This is a genomic window from Enterococcus sp. DIV0213h (assembly GCF_051711285.1).
GTDB lineage: Bacteria > Bacillota > Bacilli > Lactobacillales > Enterococcaceae > Enterococcus_D > Enterococcus_D casseliflavus.
In genome coordinates, this window is the sequence record NZ_JBIOMH010000001.1 from 1,654,011 (window position 1) to 1,671,551 (window position 17,541).

Consider the following 17,541-nt stretch of genomic DNA (forward strand, 5'->3'; position numbering starts at 1 on the left):
AAGTTATAAAATAGTGTTTCATGTATTATACTACAACAGAATGAAAAGCCTTACAATAAGAGAGTAGAAATCATTTTATTTTAAAGGAGCGTTCACTTACATGACAAAATTTTTTGATAGAATTCTATTTGGCGGCGATTATAATCCAAATCAGTGGCCGAAAGAGATTTGGGAAGAAGACATTCGGATCTTTAAAAAAGCAAGTATCAATAGCGCGACCGTCAATGTTTTTTCATGGGCAAAGATCCAACCCTCTGAAAATTGTTATGATTTTGAGGAATTGGATCAAATCATCGAAAAATTAAGTACGGAAGGTTTCGACATCGTCTTAGCCACTTCCACAGCTGCTTTGCCAGCTTGGATGTTTAAGAAGTATCCAGAAGTCGCTCGCACCGATTATGATGGACGCCATCATAAGTTTGGGCAACGGCACAATGCCTGTCCCAACAGTTTGGTTTATCAAAAATACGCAGAACGCTTGGCAACGAAATTAGCCGAACGTTACGGCGAAAATCCACAAGTGACTTGTTGGCACATCAATAATGAATACGGCGGCGAATGTTATTGCGACAACTGTGAAAAAGCGTTTCGTGTCTGGTTAAAGGATAAATATCATACGATCGAAGCACTGAATAAAGCCTGGAATATGGAATTTTGGGGTCATACCGTGTATGAATGGGATGAAATCGTGTTGCCAAATGCGCTGTCAGAAGGAATCGGCTATGACAAGACGGCATTTGCAGGAATTTCTATTGACTACCGGCGGTTCAACTCGGATAGTCTTTTAAAAAACTACATGATGGAGCGGGACGCTATTCGGAAAATCGATCCCACAACACCGATTACAACGAATTTGATGGGAACCTTTAAAGGATTGGATTATTTCAAGTGGGCAAAGGAAATGGATTTGGTTTCGTGGGATAATTATCCATCGTACAATACGCCATGGAGCTTAGTAGCCATGACCCATGATTTGATGCGCGGGTTAAAACAGCAACCCTTTATGCTGATGGAACAAACACCTTCCCAACAAAACTGGCAGCCTTATAATTCATTAAAAAAACCAGGACAGATGCGAGCGCAAAGCTATCAAACGATTGCTCATGGGGCAGATACGATCCAATACTTCCAATTGCGACGTTCCATTGGTGCTTGTGAGAAATTCCATGGTGCGGTCATCGAACATGTCGGTCATGAAGACACGCGGGTTTTCCGAGAAACAGCAGCTCTTGGGGCTGAATTAGCGCAGCTTTCAGACATCATTGGCACGCAAACCCAAGCACAGGTTGCTGTGATTTTCGATTGGGACAATTATTGGGCTTTAGAATATACGAGTGGTCCAACCGTTGACCTGAAATATGTGGAACAGATCCATCGCTACTATCGCTATTTTTACGAACAAAATATTGCGGTCGATTTGGTTCCCGTGGATGCTGACTTATCAAAATACAAGCTAGTCGCAGCTCCGGTTCTGTACATGATCAAAGAAGGGATGCAAGAGCGGCTAACTGATTTCGTTATGCAAGGCGGTGCTTTACTTACAACGTATATGAGCGGCATCGTTGATCAATCAGACAATGTTCACTTAGGCGGTTACCCTGGCCCCTTGCGGGAGTTAGCTGGCATCTGGGTGGAAGAAATCGATGCATTAGCGCCAGAACAATCAAACGGGGTTTCGTTAGTTAATGAAGAACTTACAGGAACAAGTAATTTAGTCAGCGATTTGATCCATTTAGAAAACGCCGAAGCGCTAGCGCATTACACGAGCAATTTCTATGCAGGAATGCCGGCAGTGACCAAAAATACATTTGGCGATGGAACCGTCTATTACTTTGGTGGACAGTTGGAAGATCAGCTGCAAGATCAGCTTTTCAAAACAATCGTCGAAGAGTCCGATATTACCCCAGTGATCGAGGAGGCAACAAAACTAGAAATTGCCTGTCGTGAAAATGCAGAGGCGAAATTTTTTGTCATCATCAATTTCCACGAAGAAGCACAACCGCTGCCAGAAATGTTTGTTGGAAAAACGGATCTTCTGACGGGCGAGGTTCTTTCTTCAGAAATGATGCTGACGCAATACACCACCTATATCGTCAAAGAGGAGCGTAACTGATGCGAACTTTTGCTATTGAAGATGACTTTTATTTAGACAACAAGCCTTTGAAAGTGATCTCTGGAGCGATCCATTATTTTCGTGTCGTTCCTGAATATTGGCAAGATCGTTTAGAGAAACTACGCTTGATGGGCTGTAATACCGTTGAAACCTATGTTCCTTGGAATCTTCATGAAGCACAGGAAGGTGTCTATCAATTTGATGGGATCCTTGATTTGCGGCGATTTATCCAAACGGCACAAGAAGTAGGGCTTTATGTCATTTTGCGACCAGCACCTTATATTTGTGCGGAGTGGGAATTTGGGGGACTGCCTTATTGGCTATTGCAAGATCCTATGATGAAGCTTCGGTTTGATTATCCCCCATTTATGGAAAAAATCACTCGTTATTTCGCCCATTTGTTTCCACAAGTGCGGGATCTGCAGATCACCCAAGGCGGTCCGATTATAATGATGCAAGTAGAAAATGAATACGGCAGCTATGCCAATGATAAAGAGTATTTGCGGAAAATGGTGGCTGCGATGCGGCAGCATGGTGTAGAAACGCCGTTAGTGACCTCCGACGGACCTTGGCACGATATGCTAGAAAACGGCAGTATCAAAGACTTGGCATTGCCTACGATCAACTGCGGCTCCAACATCAAGGAAAACTTTGAAAAACTTCGAAGATTTCACGGAGAAAAACGGCCACTGATGGTCATGGAATTTTGGATCGGCTGGTTTGATGCCTGGGGTGACGGCCAGCACCATACGACCTCAACACAAGATGCAGTAAAGGAATTGCAGGATTGTTTAGCATTAGGTTCTGTCAATATCTATATGTTTCATGGCGGGACCAACTTTGGCTTTATGAACGGGTCAAACTATTATGAACGCTTAGCGCCGGATGTCACTAGCTATGATTACGATGCCTTGTTGACAGAATGGGGAGAACCTACTGCCAAATACCAAGCCTTCAAAAAGGTGATCGCTGACTATGCGGAAATTCCTGAGTTTCCCTTGAGTATGAAAATTGAGCGAAAAGCTTATGGAACATTCTCAGTGAAAGAACGAGTCTCCTTGTTTTCGACGATCGACACGATCAGTCAACCGATTATAAGTAATTACCCGTTATCGATGGAAGCCTGCAATCAAGCGACAGGTTATATCTATTATCGCTCACTGATTGGGCCTGCTCGGAAGATTGCCGACTACCGTCTGATCAATACGATGGATCGTGCCCATACGTTTATCAACCAGGAACTTTTGCGCATCGATTACGATCAAGAAATCGGTCAAACCTACAGTTTCGATTTATCAGAATCAGAAAACGAGTTGGGGATCTTAGTGGAGAATATGGGGCGGGTCAATTATTCCGTAAAAATGAACCATCAGCACAAAGGCATCAAAGACGGTGTGATCATCAATGGTGCCTTCCAAAGCAACTGGGAAATCTATCCCTTACCGATGGATAATTTGCATGCCATTGATTTCCAAGGAAAATGGCAAAAAGGACAACCAAGTTTCTCACGCTTTGAATGTGCTTTTGATGAATGTGCAGATACTTTTATCGAATTGCCAGGCTGGGGTAAAGGGTTTGTCCAAGTCAATGGTCATACGATCGGCCGTTTTTGGGAAAAAGGACCGCAGCAGCGCTTGTACGTCCCAGCACCGTTTTTAAAAATCGGAATGAATGAGATCATCGTTTTTGAAAGTGATGGGAAAATCGCTGATGAGATCGTCTTTCATGATCAGGCGGATTTAGGTCCAGAAGCATAAAAGTTCAAATTAATCATTGACAAACCCTAGCTTCAACTACTATCATAAGGGTAATCGAATCCGTGCTATGATCGGAAGAAAGAAAGAAGACCATTCCATGAAGCGAACTTGGGAGAGTGAAAGCCAAGTTGGAACCTTATTTCGCAGGCGTCCGTGAGCATGATCAATGAAGCTGCCGACTTGTCGGAAGTAGGGTGGAACCGCGAATTTATCGTCCCTATATCTATACAAAGTGTATAGATATAGGGACTTTTTTATGTTTCACACCAAGAATAGCCAAAAACAAAGGAGGGTTTTTATGTTATTTGATATGACGATTCCAGCAAGTGCGTTTACCGAAAAAAAGCTCAAAGTATTAGCAAGTATTCCATTGCAAGTTCGCCTTTTAAAGGATGAACAGCTTTTACATGAATTTACAACGAGTCCAGACCAAATGCTTTACGACTTATCGGATGTTTTAGAAGCAGATGTCGTGGTCGAAGTGAAATTGATCCCTGGATCAGTTGTCGAATTTTATCCTGTTGTCAATGCGTTATAAGAAAGGAAGAAAAAGATGAGTAAACTAACTGTGCAAGAGATGATTTTGACCCTGCAAAAATTCTGGTCTGAAAACGGCTGTATGCTGATGCAGGCCTATGATACAGAAAAAGGGGCTGGGACCATGAGCCCATACACATTTTTACGTGCAATCGGTCCAGAACCATGGAACGCCGCTTACGTAGAACCTTCTCGCCGTCCAGCTGATGGCCGCTACGGGGAAAACCCAAATCGTTTGTATCAGCACCACCAGTTCCAAGTCGTGATGAAGCCTTCTCCTGAAAATATCCAAGAGCTTTATTTAGAAAGCCTGCGTCTTTTAGGGATCGATCCATTAGAACATGATATTCGTTTTGTCGAAGATAACTGGGAAAATCCTTCGATGGGTTGTGCAGGTCTTGGTTGGGAAGTGTGGTTAGACGGGATGGAGATCACTCAGTTTACGTACTTCCAACAAGTCGGCGGCTTAGCATGTAAGCCAGTGACATCAGAGATCACTTACGGCTTAGAACGTCTGGCATCTTATATTCAAGAAGTTGAAAGTGTCTACGATCTTGAATGGTCTGCAGGTGTCAAATATGGTGAGATTTTCCGCCAACCTGAGTATGAACATTCAAAATATTCCTTTGAAGTCAGTGACCAAGACTTGCTTTTAGGGAACTTCGATCGTTTTGAAAAAGAAGCAAAACGCTGTATCGATGAACGCTTAGTTCATCCAGCTTACGACTATATCTTAAAATGCAGCCATACCTTCAATTTGTTGGATGCACGTGGCGCAGTCTCCGTCACTGAACGTGCTGGGTACCTCGCACGTATCCGTAACATGGCACGTCAAGTAGCAAAACTATTTGTAGCAGAACGGAAAAATCTCGGTTATCCATTGCTTGATCCAGAAGTGGCGCAAAAACTGATTGAGGAGGGAAAATAAGATGGCACAAAACCTATTATTAGAAATCGGCTTAGAGGAATTACCTGCGCATGTCGTAACCCCAAGTATGAAACAATTACAAGAAAAAACGGCAGCTTTCTTAGATGCTCATGCATTGCCTTATACAACGATCGAAGCCTATTCCACACCTCGCCGCTTGGCTGTCTATGTCACCGGTATTCCTGAAAAACAAGCGGATACGCAAGAAGAGGTCAAAGGACCAGCGAAAAAAATCGCGTTAGATGAAGCAGGCAATTGGTCGAAAGCAGCTCAAGGGTTTGTTCGTGGACAAGGATTGACAACCGATGACATCACCTTCCGTGAATTAAAAGGTGTTGAGTATGTCTATGTAACAAAACATACCCAAGGTCAACCAACCGTTGAGGTATTGAAAGGATTGCAGGAAGTAATCACGAGTTTGACGTTCCCAGTAACGATGCACTGGGCAGACTACGATTTTGAATATATCCGACCAATTCATTGGATCGTAGCGCTCTTTGGTGAGCAAGTCATTCCTTTCCAAATCCTTGATATTGTTACCGGTCGCGAGTCAAAAGGTCATCGTTTCTTAGGTGAGGCGGTCACGTTTGATCATGCGGACGACTATTTGGAAAAAATGAAGCATCAATTTGTCATCGCTGATCCAAGCGAACGTCAACAAATGATCACCGCACAAATCAATGCGATCGCTCAAGAAAACAACTGGCGGATCGATTTAGATGAAGACTTACTAGAAGAAGTGACAAATCTAGTTGAATACCCAACAGCCTTTGTAGGGGACTTTGAAGAAAAATATCTTTCTGTCCCTGAAGAAGTATTAGTTACTTCTATGAAAGAACATCAACGTTACTTCGATGTCCGCACCCTTGACGGAGAATTGCTGCCGCACTTCATCTCTGCCCGCAATGGGGATGCTGTGAAGATCGATAATGTCATCAAAGGAAACCAAAAAGTCCTGACCGCTCGTCTAGAAGATGCTGAGTTTTTCTACAATGAAGACAAAAAGCTGACCATTGACCATTGCGTAGAAAAACTTAAGCAAGTCACCTTCCACGAAAAAATCGGCAGCTTATATGAAAAAATGCAACGTGTCGGACTAGCAGCGCAAATCATCGGGAAGACCGTTGGTTTAACACAAGAAGAACTGACCGACCTTCAACGGGCAGCTCAAATCTATAAATTTGATTTAGTGACCAATATGGTAGGGGAATTCCCTGAGTTGCAAGGGATCATGGGGGAAAAATATGCCCTGATCCAAGGAGAGAAACCAGCAGTTGCCCAAGCGATTCGTGAACACTACATGCCGATCTCAGCAGAAGGCGAGCTGCCACAATCAAAAATCGGGGCTGTTTTAGCGATTGCGGATAAATTAGACAGCTTACTTGCTTTCTTCGCTGTTGATATGGTTCCAAGCGGTTCAAACGATCCTTATGCTTTACGCCGTCAAACCTACGGGATTATTCGCATCTTAGCTGAAAAGCGCTGGTACTTCCCATTTGCTCAGTTGCAAGAAGAAATTCGTGAAGCCATTAATGCTCAACCAGAAGTTTTTGGGATTCAACTTGCCGCTGGTCAAGAACAAGTGACCGATTTTGTCAAAGGTCGTCTGCGTCAATTCTTACTCAGCAAAAATACGCGTCATGATGTCATCGAAGCTGTCTTAGGCGCACGTCAAGCAGACATCAGTACGTTGTTTGAAACGGCTCAAATGTTAAGAGAACATCTGCAGGACAACGACTTCAAACCATCGATGGAAGCTTTGACACGGGTGATCAATTTAGCGAAAAAAGCCGAATTGGATCAAGCAGCAATTGATCCTGCCTTGTTTGAAAACGACTCTGAAACTGCCTTGTATGAAGCGGTCTTAACAGTAGAGGACAAGTTCCCACATCAAACGATGGAAGAAAACTACCAAAGCTTAGTGGCACTGCGCCCATTGATCGAAGCTTATTTTGATCAAACAATGGTCATGGTGGAAGATGAACAGATTCGTCGCAACCGTTTTGCCTTGTTGGATAAAATCGCGAAGATGAGTCTGGCAGTGGCTAGTTTAGATGCTTTGATTACGAAATAAAAGAAGCTTGCAGTTGCACGTTTCTAAATAAAAAAAGCTGGAACTGAAAGAATCAGTTCTGGCTTTTTTCTATGTTTCTCGATTTACTTGTGTTCAGTCCCAAGAAAACCGTCCTTTTCGTACAATGAAAGGACGGTTTTTGTGTTAAATTTTATAGCCGATCCCCCAAACGGTTTTGATATAAGAGGACTTCTTGTGGGTATCGTGCATTTTTTCCCGAAGGTTTCGAACGTGGACCATGATGGTATTATTGGAAGACGTGTAATATTTTTCGCCCCAAACCTCTTGAAACATTTCCTCAGAGCTTACCACTTGGCCTTTTCGCTCCATCAATAATTTTAAAATGGAAAATTCGATGGGCGTCAGGGAAAGTTCTTCTTCTTGCAAGAAACATTTTCGCTTATTGACATCTAATTCCAACTCCCTCACGATCAATTTGTTTTGATCTGAGCCGTTGTATTGAGTCGAGCGGCGTATCTGAGCTTTCACCCGAGCGATCACTTCCAACGGACGAAAGGGCTTGGTGATGTAATCATCGGCACCAATTGTCAAACCAGTGATCTTATCGATCTCCTCAGATTTAGCTGTCAACATAATAATTGGGTAATGATGCTTTTTGCGGATGATTTTACACAGGTCAAAGCCTGTGATATCTGGCAGCATGACATCAAGAATCGCTAAAGAAAAGCTGTTTTGCTCGATCTGTACCTGAGCTTCATTCCCATCTGCACAAGTGATGACAGAAAAATTTTCGTTTCGTAAATAAAAGGCAATCAAATCTGAAATTTCTTTTTCATCTTCAACTAAAAGTATCTTTTCCACTCGTATTGACCTTCCTTTTCAGTTAACTGACTTTCTCGTTTTTTCATGTTGATTTGTCGCTAAAGGCAATGTGACGATCATTTGAATCTCATTGTTCTTGCTAGCAGCTCGGATCGTTCCCTGATGGGCCAAAATAATTTCTTTGGCGATCGCCAATCCGAGACCTGCTCCACCTGTCTTGGTTGAACGAGCTTGATCCAGACGATAAAATTTTTCAAATAATGCCTCCATTTGTTCTTGTTCGATCGGCTCACTTTGATTCGCTAGGATAAAAGTTGCTGCTTGTTCGTCCACGGTTAGCTGCATTGTGATCGTGGTTTGATCAGGCGCATAGGCAATGGCATTTTTTAACAGATTGTTTAACACTCGCGCCAACTGTTCACTATCGGCTTTTAATTTCAAGCTCTCTGGTCCAGAGTAGCAGATGGTTTGTTCTTTTTCTTTCAGCAGCGGATAGAATTCTTCTTGGATTTGCTTCAGTAAGAAGACGAAATCAAGTTCCCGTTGATACAATTGGATGTCTTGCAGATTAAAACGGGTGATGTCGAAAAATTCATTCATCAGCGTTTCCAAACGCTCAGACTTTTCTAAAGCAATCGTCAAGGATTGCGTCATTTGTTCATTGGTCAAGTTTTTCGTATCCAACAATAGGTTGAGATAGCCGATCACTGAAGCTAAGGGAGTCTTTAAGTCATGCGCCAAATAGGTGATCAAGTCCTTGGTGCGCTGTGTTTCTTCCTTTAAAAGAGCCTCATTGCGGTTCATCGAATCTTTTATTTTTAATAATTCATGATCGATCGCTAGGCTGCCCGTCGAACTTGCTTCCGATTGAGAGAAAAAGAGCTGAATTCCTTCGGCGATCCTTGCAATTTTTTTCCTTGAAACATAACGATAGATAAAATAGCAAATCAAGGTAACGGCAAAAACGAGAAAGAGGGAGAATGCCAAGAACAATTGTTTAACAGGGCGCCAGTCGACAAATGTACCAAGGATCATCCCGCCTTCGCCATCACTTGATTCCACAACTTCCTGTAAAACGAGGTTTGAAAAAAAATTATCCAGCACCATTTGAATGAGTCTCGTTTCCTTTAATAGCCATAAGGCTCCTACCAATAAGAAGAAGCCAACCAGAAAAAAGACAAATGAAGAATATTTACTACGCATGAAACAGTCCTTTCTAACTCGTTCTTGATTCTTTCTTGATTATAGCAAAGAGGAGTAAGAGCGAATAGCTAATTCTTCTTAAGAATTCTTCATATTAATAAAAAAAGAATGGAAAAATTCTACTTTCTTAAGAAATCTTCAGCGGATATTAAGAGAAACGTTCAAAACGGAAATTGATTCAATGGTTAAATAAAGGTGGTCATTCGATTAACCAATCAGGAAGGTGAGATGTTTGAGAAAGCATATGAACAAATCAAAAAAGAGTTTCATGATCATCAGTAGTTTACTGATCATCGGCAGTTTAGGCTGGACGAGTGCCTGGGGGATTGCTCGTCGTGAAGAACCTTCCATCACTCAAATAACTTTGCAAGATCTGCAACCGAGAGCAGATTTTTACTTAGTAGGAGTCGTTGAACCAGCAAGAACGGTTGAAGTCAAGGTGGATAGCTCAAGAGGATCAGTTGTTGAGAAAAAAGTAGAGGCAGGGGATCAAGTCAAAGCAGGGCAAGCTCTTTTTGTTTACTCTAACCCTGAGGGGGCTTTGGCCATTAAAGAAGCAGAACAGGCGACGGCAAATCGCTCGAGAGCTGTGGAACAAGCAAGACGGCAAACGAATCAAAAATGGGAACAATACAATAAGGTCACGAATCAGCTGGAGGAGACGAAACAAAAAATTGCCAGTGCGGAAGAAGAGGACAAAGAAGGGCTGGAAGATCGTAAAACCGATTTGGAAATGCAACAAAGTCAATTACTGCTAGAAGCGCAAAACTTGGAAAGCAGCATTGGCGATGCCGAATTAGAGCTGGAACGGGCAGAATTAGAACTACGTTCAGTCAAAGAGCAACATGGCTCAGACGTCGTGGAAGCCGAAATTGATGGAATCGTTAAAGACGTGGACGAGCGACAAATGAATCGAAGCGCAAGTGAAGCGGCTCCAGAAAATCCTTTTATGACGATCGTTGATACCAGTCGGCTCTTTTTAAAAGGGACTGTGGATGAATTTCGCCGCAATCAACTTGAGCCTGGTCAAAAAGTTGAACTTAGAGACCGTAATGGCGGCAGTCAGCGATGGACTGGAAAGATCACCCGAGTTGGGGATATGAAAGAGCCTTCGGTAGTGGTTGAAGAACAAGGCGCAAACCCTAATTTGTCGCAATTTAGTTTTGAGGTCGTTTTGGATGAAAGTGAAGATCCACCTAGTATTGGCATCCATTGTTTTGTAGAACGCATTGAGGAAGAGCAAACCGCGATCAAGCTGCCCAAATCTTTCGTGTTTTATGAAGAAGATAGGCCCTTCATCTACGTCGTTGAGGACCATAAAATCAGTAAACTATCCGTGGAAATCATGGAAGATGAAACGGATGAAGCCATGTATCTGTTAGAAAGTGAACTGGATATGCAAGTGGTGCTCGTCTTCCCAACAGTTCGGATCCAAGAAGGAATGGATGTGAAACCAAATGATCCAACTGATTGATGTCTGCAAAACGTTCCCACAGGGCACTAGCGAAATTCACGTTTTGAAAAAAATCAACTTAACAATCAATGCTGGCGAGTTTGTTTCCATCATGGGCCGATCAGGATCAGGCAAGTCGACCTTGATGAATATTATTGGCTGTTTAGACACGCCAACAACGGGCAGCTATCTACTTGATGGTAAAAATACCAGTCAAATGAGTGAAGATGAACTGTCCGAGATCCGCAATCAAAAAATCGGCTTCGTGTTTCAAAATTTTGAACTGTTGCCCAAACTATCCGTTTTACAAAATGCTGCCTTACCGCTCTTGTATGCTGGTGTCAATCAGGAAGAACGAACGACTCGAGCAATTCACGCCTTAGAAAGTGTCGGATTGAGGGATCGGATCGATTTTAGGATCAATCAGTTGTCAGGGGGGCAAAAACAACGAGTAGCGATCGCTCGGGCATTAGCAGGAGAAGCAAATGTGATTTTAGCAGATGAGCCGACAGGTTCTTTAGATACCGCTAATAGTCATGAGATCATGGCGTTATTTACTAAGCTGAACCATCATGGAAAAACAGTGGTTTTGATTACCCACGAACAAGAAGTCGCGGACTATGCAAAGCGGCAAATCGTCATTAAAGATGGTGAAGTTGTTGAGGAGGGCACAAGATGACCGAAAATATTCGCTTAGCCATTCACGCAATCTACCAGCATCGTTTGCGTTCCTTGTTGACGATGCTAGGAATCATTGTTGGGATTGCCTCCATCATTTCCATTGTGAGTATCATCAACGGAAATACTGAGAACATGAAAAAGCAACTGATTGGTGGTGATACTAACTCGATGCGGATTGAATATGACGCCAGAAGTGCTTTTTTAGCGGGCGAAAGCGGCAGAAATGATCGTTTGCCTGATTATGCCCCGCAACTATCAGAAGGAGAGCTGCAAAAGTTGCTGACCATTGATCACGCCAAGAACGTTAGCTTGTTCTATGAAGCTAATCTGACAGTTTTCCATAGAGACCAGCAAACCGATACGACAGTGCTAGGCATGGATCGCGGGTTCTTTGAAATTTTGCCCCATACGATCCTTGCTGGCAGAGCAATGACTGAAACCGAATTGCAGACACAAAAGCAAGTTGCGGTGATTACGAAAGATTTGGCGGAAATTTTTTTCTCGTATCGTGATCCTATCAATCAACTGATCGAAATCAATGGGACGCCCTTTCGCATCGTTGGCGTAGCTGTTTCTGACACGGAGCAACTGTCAGGGAAATATGTCTTCATCCCTCGAGGCAGCCAAAGTTTCGTCGAAGGAAAGCTCAACCAAAGGCCAACAGTGCTGTTTCAGGCAACGAATGCGGACGTCTTAGAATCAGCAGTCGTTCAAGCCAGCCATGAATTGACCAAGAGTATTCCGCCTTCGGATTTTGTTTTTTCCATCCGCAACTATGATGAAGTGCAGAAAATGACCGATGATATCAATCGATCGAATATGATTTTACTGGGGGGAATTGCTAGCATTTCCTTACTCGTCGGTGGGATCGGTGTAATGAATACGATGCTGGTCAGTGTGACAGAGCGTACCAGAGAGATCGGTTTGAAGAAAGCATTGGGTGCCAAACGTAAAGTGATTTTGCAGCAATTTTTGACAGAAGCAATCGTTTTATCGGTGATCGGCGGGCTGATTGGCATCTTCGTCGGTCTGTTGATCAGTCTGATCGCTTTGCGTCTGTTAGAGTATCCGATGACGATCTCATTGTTATCCATTTTGATCAGTGTGTCATTTTCAATGCTGATCGGTACGATTTTTGGTTACTTGCCCGCTTATAAAGCGTCGAAATTAAAACCGATCGAAGCATTACGCTATGAATAAAAGGAAGGTGTTTTTTATGATAAAAAAACAAACAGCAATTATCTTGTTTGTGGCATTACTTAGTGGTTGTGGTGTTGCTGCGAATGACCCACAGACAAACAACGACAACGTACCGATCAACAACCAAATCAATACGCCACAAGCGCAAACGCAAACAAGTCAAAGTGGAGACGAGACCCAAAATAATCACGATCAAACCGATCAGACAAAAGCGCAACAAGTGACTCAGACTGATGCAGAGCGAGCGAATGAGGAATTGGCACAAGCAGATGAAACGGGCACACTCATTCTTATTGATGGTGATCGTTTTGAGATGGAGTTGACGAACATTTCTCAAGGAACAGGGGAAGACGGCGAAGTCTTTGATATGGCAATCGCATCTGAGGAAAGATTATCCTTTACGATTACTAGCGAGACTGAGATAAAAGTAATTCTATATGATGCACAATCGCATAATTCTCGAATCGTGGAGGGGTCACGTGCGGATCTGCAGCTTGAACGATCGGTAAGTCTTTATGGGCAGCGAGTAGGGGACACCTTTATTGCCACGAAAGTCCTCGTCTTACAAATCAATTAATCGTTATGCTTAAAAGACAACGAAAACAATATTGGCCTGACAAATCACAAGATGATTTGTCAGGCCAATGATTATTTGCGAGTCAATTTTACCACTACTTCGCAGCGGGCGGTTTGTGGAAACATATCTACTGATTGCAGATATTCTACGTGAAACACTTTGGCTAATTGGACCAAGTCTCTTGCTAAAGTAGAAACATTACAAGATATATAGACCATCTTCTTCGGTGGTTGTTTCAGCAAAGCTTGCAATAATCGTTCATCCAAGCCTGTCCTTGGCGGATCAACAATGATGCTATCAGGTTTGAAGCCTTCATTGAACCATTTTGGTAAGAGCTCCTCAGCAGTTCCCGTTTCATAATGGGTATTTTGGGCACCAATGCGGCGTGCATTTTCTTGGGCATTTTCAATTGCTTGAGGAATAATGTCCATGCCGCGGACTTCTTTGGCATAAGGAGCCACGCTCAACCCAATCGTTCCCACACCGCAATAGGCATCAACGACTGTTTCATTTTTGCTCAAGTCAAGGGCTTTTAACCCTTCTTGATACAAGATGCTGGTTTGCTGTGGATTCAGCTGGAAGAATGCGCGGGCGGACAAGTCGAAGGTCAGTTCATTCAACCGTTCTTCGATCGCTTCTTTGCCCCAAAGATGAATCGTTTCCTCTCCCATGACGACGGACGTTTTTTTGTTTTGCACATTTTGCATGATGGAAACGACTTGCGGCAAGCGCTGATTGATCTCGCGAATCAGCGCATTTTTTTGCGGCAGTTTGACAGAGTTGGTAATAAACACGACTTGAACTTCGCCAGTCGCGATCCCGATACGAACCATCAATGTCCGTAGAATCCCGCTGTTCTTGCGTTCATCGTAAATCGGGATCTGGTATTTATTCAACAATTGGACGATGCCGTTGATCACTTTTTGCGTATCTTGTTCTTGTACGAGGCAATCATCAATGGCGACTAAGCGATGAGACTCCATTTCGTATAAACCCGCTTCGATTCGTTTGGTTTGACTGTTGTAACGCAATTGAAATTGTGCTTTGTTGCGGTAATGCCAAGGAACATCCATGCCTAAAGTATCCCTTAGTTCAAACTGTTGGTAGCCTTTTGGCTTAAATTTTTCAAGTGCTTGTTTCAATAGGTCTTTTTTGAAGTCTAATTGTTTGTCGTAGACTAAGTGCTGCAATTGGCAGCCGCCGCACCGGTCGTAAAATTTGCAGGGTGGTTGGATGCGATCGCTGCTTGGCTTGATGATTTTGGTCATCTTAGCTTCAGCAAAGCGGGGAGATGCTTTGGTGACTTCGGCAATGACCTGTTCCCCCGGTAGAACACGGGGAACAAAGATGATCAACTTTTTGTAATACCCAATGCCTTCTCCGTTGATCCCCAAGCGTTTAATCGTTAGTTGTAGTTTTTGTCCAAGCTGGACTTGTGTATTTGCCATGTGAACTCCTTAAATAAAATAGTCAGTTCATTTTACCACATTTTTTCAGCTTGATTAGAAGGAATTTCATCGTAGTTGTGGTAAAATAGAATGTACGTTCGCGAGGTGAAGAAGATGAATACAATTATTCGTATCAATAAAGGAAAAGGACCATTTTATGAAGTGGCGACATCAGAAGGTGAAACGCTGCGGGTCTCAGAAGATCTTTTGGTCCGTTTTCGGCTATTAAAAGGCAAGGAACTGAGTGAAGAAGAATTAAAAGAAATCAAAAAAAGTGCGGGGTTTGATTTAGGATTGCAGCAAGCCATGAACTATATCAGCTATCAGCTGCGTTCTGAAATGGAAGTCCGTACCTATTTGAAAGACAAAGAAATCGAAAAACAAGACCGAGACTTAGTCGTTGAACGTCTGAAAGAGCTGAATTTGATCGATGACAAAAACTACGGAGAAAGCTACATTCGCACCCAAGTCCGCATGAGTGATAAAGGACCCGTGGTCATCAGTCAGCAATTGAGAAAAAAAGGATTAAAAGATTCCGTGATTCAGGAAGTATTGCCTTTGTATACCGAGGAAATGCAGTTTGAAGTCGGTTATCATACGGCTGAAAAAGCGATGCGTCGTTTTCACAACAAAAGCCATAAAGAAATGATCCAAAAGATAAAAATGCATTTGATGCAAAAAGGTTTTCATCAAGGAGTCATTCAGATGATTTTGGATGAATTACCGATGGAAAAAGATGAGGACCAAGAAAATGAAGCGCTCCAAAGAGAAGGGGCCCGACTTATGCGGCGGCATCAGCGGTTACCGTTGATGAAACGAAAAATGAAAATCAAGCAAGGCCTTTATCAAAAAGGGTTTGCCATCGATGATATACAACGATTCTTAGATGAGGAAGTAGTGGATGAGTAAGCAATGGGAAACTTGGGATGAAGAAAAAATCAAGACGTTCCAAGAAACATTTTTAACTTGGTATCATAAAGAAAAACGCAATCTGCCTTGGCGGGCGACCAACGATCCGTATGCAATCTGGATCTCAGAGATCATGCTTCAACAAACACGAGTGGAAACAGTGATTGGCTATTTCTATCGTTTTATGGAACAATTCCCGACGATCCAAGACTTGGCGGCAGCCGAAGAACAAAAGCTTTTAAAGGTTTGGGAAGGTTTAGGTTATTACTCTCGTGCCCGTAACCTTAAGGCTGCCGCCCAGCAAATCGTTGCCGAATTCGACGGAGAAATGCCCCAATCAATTGAAGAGATTCGCTCATTAAAAGGAATTGGTCCCTACACAGCTGGAGCGATTGGCAGTATTGCTTTTGGCTTGCCAGAACCGGCAATCGATGGAAATGTGATGCGGGTCGTCAGTCGGTTATTTTGTATCGAAGCAGATATTGCGAAAGCCAGCAGCCGAAGACCATTCGACGAGGCGATGAGAACGATCATTTCCCCCGATGAACCTGGTGAGTTTAATCAAGCCTTGATGGATCTTGGCTCACGAATCTGTACACCCACCACACCGAAATGTGAAGAGTGTCCCATCAGTCAGTATTGTCTTGCTTATGCGGAGAATCGACAAACAGACTTTCCAGTGAAATCGAAAAAAGCAAAGCCAAAAGATGTCTATTACATCGCAGGCGCCATCGAAGATCAAGGCTCGTTTTTACTCGTGCAGCGACCTGAAACAGGCTTATTGGCTTCTATGTGGCATTTTCCTTTGGTGGAAGTGACGAAAGAACAGTACGAGGCTCTGCAGCGAACATGGGCAAAAGAGGAGCAGCTGCAGTTGGATTTGATTGCCGAAGATGATGCGCTCGAGATTTTTCCTGATCTGCCTGTCGTTTGGCAAAAACGACATTTTGGCGAAATCACTCATATCTTTAGTCATTTGAAATGGCACGTCCTTTTATTTTACGGCAGAAAACGTGGAGAGCTCACGTTACAAGACAGCGAATGGGCAGCAAAAGAATCCTTTCAAAACTATGTTTTCCCAAAACCCCAGCAGAAATTGGTGGATCAATTAAAGAAATATCAGAAACTCGATAAAGATTTCTAGGCAAAGCTTTCTTTTATTGCTATAATATTAACGATGTCGGTGTAATGAACACCCAAACAAAACGCAAGTTTTCTTGCTGAGGGAAGGGTTGCTATGCGAGTTCCAAAAGAAGGAGAGTTTGTCAGCATTCAAAGCTACAAACATGACGGCAATTTGCATCGAACGTGGCGGGATACGATGGTCTTAAAGACCAGTGAATTCTCAGTGATAGGGGTCAACGATCATACATTAGTGACCGAATCAGATGGAAGACGCTGGGTTACCCGTGAACCAGCAATTGTATATTTTCATAAAAAATACTGGTTTAATGTTATTGCAATGATTCGAGAAAAGGGGGTTTCCTATTATTGTAATCTTGCTTCACCGTATTTACTTGATGAAGAGGCATTGAAATATATCGATTATGACCTTGATATCAAAGTATTTCCTGATGGCGAGAAACGTTTACTAGATGTGGATGAGTATGAATTGCACAGTAAGATTATGCAATATCCGCAAGACATTGATTTTATCTTGAAAGAAAATGTCAAAATTTTAGTAGATTGGATCAATAATGGCAAAGGACCCTTTTCGCAAGGGTATGTGGACATTTGGTATGATCGCTACAAGCAGTTGTCTCAAAAATAAGTGAAATGGGTCGGATCGCTCATTTTTCCCGAGAAACTTCAACCATTTCGGTTGAAGTTTTTTTGTGCTGTGAGAGGGTTGCTTCTAGCAGTTGCCTTTAAGTTCTG

The 17,541-nt window shown here is 42.8% G+C and carries 15 protein-coding genes; 12 read left to right on the plus strand and 3 right to left on the minus strand.

The genetic code is table 11. The features are described 5' to 3' along the window. Positions 1-100 precede the first annotated feature (100 nt). The 5 genes from IGI77_RS07465 (at position 101) to glyS (ending at position 7,409) form a co-directional block, all read left to right on the plus strand. Positions 101-2,113, plus strand: coding sequence for a beta-galactosidase (locus tag IGI77_RS07465; protein WP_438769793.1), 2,013 nt, complete (start codon positions 101-103; stop codon positions 2,111-2,113). Further along, positions 2,113-3,870: a glycoside hydrolase family 35 protein gene (locus tag IGI77_RS07470; RefSeq protein WP_438769794.1), complete on the plus strand. Its 1,758-nt coding sequence runs from the start codon at positions 2,113-2,115 to the stop codon at positions 3,868-3,870. The genes IGI77_RS07465 and IGI77_RS07470 overlap by 1 nt, the downstream gene beginning before the upstream one ends. 298 nt (positions 3,871-4,168) lie before the next feature. Beyond that, complete coding sequence (locus tag IGI77_RS07475; protein WP_015509542.1) at positions 4,169-4,408, plus strand: hypothetical protein; 240 nt, start codon at positions 4,169-4,171, stop codon at positions 4,406-4,408. 15 nt (positions 4,409-4,423) lie between these two features. Next, positions 4,424-5,335 (plus strand): glycine--tRNA ligase subunit alpha, encoded by a 912-nt coding sequence (gene glyQ, locus IGI77_RS07480; RefSeq protein ID WP_422700539.1) that lies wholly within the window; start codon positions 4,424-4,426, stop codon positions 5,333-5,335. 1 nt (position 5,336) lies between these two features. Continuing rightward, entirely contained in the window at positions 5,337-7,409 is a 2,073-nt protein-coding gene (glyS, locus tag IGI77_RS07485; protein ID WP_015509543.1) for a glycine--tRNA ligase subunit beta, read from the plus strand. A 144-nt stretch (positions 7,410-7,553) separates the two neighbouring features. Here the strand turns inward: glyS and IGI77_RS07490 are convergent, their stop codons facing one another. Further along, positions 7,554-8,231 carry a response regulator transcription factor gene (locus IGI77_RS07490; protein ID WP_016610236.1) on the minus strand — a complete coding sequence of 226 codons (678 nt, stop codon included), beginning with the start codon at positions 8,229-8,231 and terminating at the stop codon, positions 7,554-7,556. An 18-nt stretch (positions 8,232-8,249) separates the two neighbouring features. After that, positions 8,250-9,395, minus strand: coding sequence for a sensor histidine kinase (locus IGI77_RS07495; RefSeq protein ID WP_438769795.1), 1,146 nt, complete (start codon positions 9,393-9,395; stop codon positions 8,250-8,252). 244 nt (positions 9,396-9,639) lie between these two features. Here IGI77_RS07495 and IGI77_RS07500 point away from each other — a divergent pair, with 244 nt between their 5' ends. From IGI77_RS07500 to IGI77_RS07515, 4 genes are read left to right on the plus strand one after another with little or no spacing between them, the layout of a single operon-like run. Continuing rightward, on the plus strand, positions 9,640-10,869 hold the full coding sequence (locus tag IGI77_RS07500) for an efflux RND transporter periplasmic adaptor subunit (protein WP_438769796.1): 1,230 nt from the start codon (positions 9,640-9,642) through the stop codon (positions 10,867-10,869). Continuing rightward, on the plus strand, positions 10,853-11,527 hold the full coding sequence (locus tag IGI77_RS07505) for an ABC transporter ATP-binding protein (RefSeq protein WP_081117303.1): 675 nt from the start codon (positions 10,853-10,855) through the stop codon (positions 11,525-11,527). The genes IGI77_RS07500 and IGI77_RS07505 overlap by 17 nt, the downstream gene beginning before the upstream one ends. Further along, complete coding sequence (locus IGI77_RS07510; RefSeq protein WP_438769797.1) at positions 11,524-12,729, plus strand: ABC transporter permease; 1,206 nt, start codon at positions 11,524-11,526, stop codon at positions 12,727-12,729. The genes IGI77_RS07505 and IGI77_RS07510 overlap by 4 nt, the downstream gene beginning before the upstream one ends. Positions 12,730-12,745: 16 nt before the next feature. Then, entirely contained in the window at positions 12,746-13,306 is a 561-nt protein-coding gene (locus IGI77_RS07515; protein WP_230319040.1) for a hypothetical protein, read from the plus strand. 71 nt (positions 13,307-13,377) lie between these two features. On the opposite strand, the gene rlmD is transcribed toward IGI77_RS07515, so the two are convergent. Then, the gene (gene rlmD / locus IGI77_RS07520; protein ID WP_081117300.1) at positions 13,378-14,754 is read right to left on the minus strand and encodes a 23S rRNA (uracil(1939)-C(5))-methyltransferase RlmD; all 1,377 of its coding nucleotides are present in this window, start codon (positions 14,752-14,754) and stop codon (positions 13,378-13,380) included. 114 nt (positions 14,755-14,868) lie between these two features. On the opposite strand from rlmD, the gene recX reads away from it, so the two are divergent. The 3 genes from recX (at position 14,869) to ntdP (ending at position 17,434) form a co-directional block, all read left to right on the plus strand. Further along, positions 14,869-15,663 carry a recombination regulator RecX gene (gene recX / locus IGI77_RS07525; protein ID WP_213357066.1) on the plus strand — a complete coding sequence of 265 codons (795 nt, stop codon included), beginning with the start codon at positions 14,869-14,871 and terminating at the stop codon, positions 15,661-15,663. Next, positions 15,656-16,807 (plus strand): A/G-specific adenine glycosylase, encoded by a 1,152-nt coding sequence (gene mutY, locus IGI77_RS07530; RefSeq protein WP_016610228.1) that lies wholly within the window; start codon positions 15,656-15,658, stop codon positions 16,805-16,807. The genes recX and mutY overlap by 8 nt, the downstream gene beginning before the upstream one ends. Positions 16,808-16,900: 93 nt before the next feature. Continuing rightward, positions 16,901-17,434: a nucleoside tri-diphosphate phosphatase gene (gene ntdP, locus IGI77_RS07535; protein WP_005225863.1), complete on the plus strand. Its 534-nt coding sequence runs from the start codon at positions 16,901-16,903 to the stop codon at positions 17,432-17,434. The last annotated feature ends 107 nt before the right edge of the window (positions 17,435-17,541 follow it).

What these genes read in the sequence shown, in the direction of transcription:
- IGI77_RS07515 (WP_230319040.1), top strand. Translation starts at nt 12,746, where the DNA reads ATGATAAAAAAACAAACAGCAATTATCTTGTTTGTGGCATTACTTAGT.
- IGI77_RS07470 (WP_438769794.1), top strand. Translation starts at nt 2,113, where the DNA reads ATGCGAACTTTTGCTATTGAAGATGACTTTTATTTAGACAACAAGCCT.
- mutY (WP_016610228.1), top strand. Translation starts at nt 15,656, where the DNA reads ATGAGTAAGCAATGGGAAACTTGGGATGAAGAAAAAATCAAGACGTTC.
- IGI77_RS07500 (WP_438769796.1), top strand. Translation starts at nt 9,640, where the DNA reads ATGAACAAATCAAAAAAGAGTTTCATGATCATCAGTAGTTTACTGATC.
- IGI77_RS07465 (WP_438769793.1), top strand. Translation starts at nt 101, where the DNA reads ATGACAAAATTTTTTGATAGAATTCTATTTGGCGGCGATTATAATCCA.
- IGI77_RS07510 (WP_438769797.1), top strand. Translation starts at nt 11,524, where the DNA reads ATGACCGAAAATATTCGCTTAGCCATTCACGCAATCTACCAGCATCGT.
- IGI77_RS07475 (WP_015509542.1), top strand. Translation starts at nt 4,169, where the DNA reads ATGTTATTTGATATGACGATTCCAGCAAGTGCGTTTACCGAAAAAAAG.
- recX (WP_213357066.1), top strand. Translation starts at nt 14,869, where the DNA reads ATGAATACAATTATTCGTATCAATAAAGGAAAAGGACCATTTTATGAA.
- glyQ (WP_422700539.1), top strand. Translation starts at nt 4,424, where the DNA reads ATGAGTAAACTAACTGTGCAAGAGATGATTTTGACCCTGCAAAAATTC.
- glyS (WP_015509543.1), top strand. Translation starts at nt 5,337, where the DNA reads ATGGCACAAAACCTATTATTAGAAATCGGCTTAGAGGAATTACCTGCG.
- IGI77_RS07495 (WP_438769795.1), bottom strand. Translation starts at nt 9,395, where the DNA reads ATGCGTAGTAAATATTCTTCATTTGTCTTTTTTCTGGTTGGCTTCTTC.
- ntdP (WP_005225863.1), top strand. Translation starts at nt 16,901, where the DNA reads ATGCGAGTTCCAAAAGAAGGAGAGTTTGTCAGCATTCAAAGCTACAAA.
- IGI77_RS07505 (WP_081117303.1), top strand. Translation starts at nt 10,853, where the DNA reads ATGATCCAACTGATTGATGTCTGCAAAACGTTCCCACAGGGCACTAGC.
- rlmD (WP_081117300.1), bottom strand. Translation starts at nt 14,754, where the DNA reads ATGGCAAATACACAAGTCCAGCTTGGACAAAAACTACAACTAACGATT.